Genomic DNA, 802 nt, shown 5'->3' with positions numbered 1-802 from the left:
TGGGTCTTGAGTCTCCAACCCAATCATTAGCGGATAGCGGTCGTGCTGAAGCCATCCAAACTCAGTATGGTAAAAACAACAACTCTTTTGGCTACATCGACCATCGTGAAATCATCAAAGGTTTAACCACTGTTGATGGCAACATGTTTGCTCGTCAATTAACTCGTCTTAACGTCGATCCAAACATTACGGAAATGCGCACACCAGTTTGTCATAACGAGTTTACGCAAATTGCAGAAAACTGGCCTCAATCGGTGGCGTTTGCGGAGTACAAGCTAAACGGTGAGCAAGCGTCAATCAAAGGCGGCTTTGTTGTTGAGTCGAAGAATAAAGTGATCGTCGATGCGCTTAAATCGATTCGTGGTGTGTTAACCGAGTCTAACAGCGATAAGAGCTTCTTTAGCTTGGCGCTAGGCATCGACATCAACACGCTTGCGCCATCGATTGGTCAAATTTGGACAGAGATAACTCAGCCACAATACCAATGTGCGCTGCTGAGCCAAATGCAAAAAGACATGGGCGGACAAAACCCGGCGGCAGCGGTGAGCATGGGCTCTGGCATGCTGAATGGGTTGAAAGGGTTGAGCATGCAACTGTTCGATCTGAACATCAATCCTGATGCACAGTTTGGCGAAGTGTTTAGCCAAATGGATGGCATGTTTACTCTGTCTGCGAAAGATCCAAACATGTTGATTCAAACTGCGCAAATGCTAGTTCCTGAATTGGCGCAGCTTCAACTGCAACCAGACAATCAACCTGTAAACGTAAGTGACTTGTTAGAGATGCACACTGGCATGAAGAT

The 802-nt window shown here is 46.4% G+C and carries 1 pseudogene; it reads left to right on the top strand.

Features of this window, described 5'->3' with window-relative positions:
- Nucleotides 1-802 (top strand): annotated as a pseudogene (locus R7Q46_RS26300) (hypothetical protein); the annotation flags it as partial.

This window comes from Vibrio sp. 811, from assembly GCF_033339195.1.
Note: the sequence above shows the minus strand (reverse complement) of the source record. Positions and strands in the feature narration are given on the sequence as shown.